Genomic DNA, 793 nt, shown 5'->3' on the forward strand with positions numbered 1-793 from the left:
CATAGACCGCGCTGGTCTCGTAGCCCGTGTCGATCGCGAGCCGGGCGAGCGCCATCGGCTGACCCGAGGCATGTGTCCATGTCCGGCCAAGCAGATCCGTCAGCTGCTGCCAGCAGGCCGGATCGCCGGGCCCGCCCTCGAGCACGAGGTGGTCGACCAACCAGCTTTCCAGGCCGCGACCCCAGGCCCAGACATCGACCTCGATCCTGTCCTTCTGCACGTCGGCGCCCGCGGTCAGGAACAGCGCAGCAGCCGGCACCGTGCCTGGAGCCCACGCCTCGCGCCGGTCCGCCAGCCGCTGCCAATCGGGCGCCTCGCCGGTCTCCATCCAGGTCTCGCCGAGGATGGTGTTCCGGAACGCCCGCATCGCCTCGTCGCTGCCCCGTGCCGCCTCATGCGCCCGCGCGATCCGCTGCCAGCTGAGCCACCCGACCGGCGAGTAGAGCGCCGACAGGTGGTAGCCGACCGTCGCCGGATCGGCGGCCGTGGCGGTCGCGCGCCACTCGCCGTGCTCGAGCATCCTCGTCTTGTGGTGCTCCGCGATGGGCCGCTCGCAGCCCTCGCAGAGATACTCGGCCGTCTCCGGGCGCCCCTTTTCCCAGCGCAGCCGCTCGAACTTCAGCCATTGCATCGCGTCGCAATGCGGACACGGCACGAAGTACCGCCGCTGGTCGGAAGCCTCGAACTCCCGCTCGATCCGGCTCAGGCCCCGGATCCGTCGGGTCGACACCAGGAACACCTTGCGCCGGTGGCGAAGGTCAATGACCGCGCTTCGGCCAGCGTGACCGGGTCA

At 70.6% G+C, this 793-nt stretch carries 1 pseudogene; it reads right to left on the reverse strand.

Going from position 1 to position 793, the window contains the following annotated elements:
- Positions 1–793 (reverse strand): annotated as a pseudogene (locus OCGS_RS09225) (terminase gpA endonuclease subunit); the annotation flags it as partial.

The sequence above is a fragment of the Oceaniovalibus guishaninsula JLT2003 genome (assembly GCF_000299575.1).
Classification (GTDB): Bacteria; Pseudomonadota; Alphaproteobacteria; order Rhodobacterales; family Rhodobacteraceae; genus Palleronia; species Palleronia guishaninsula.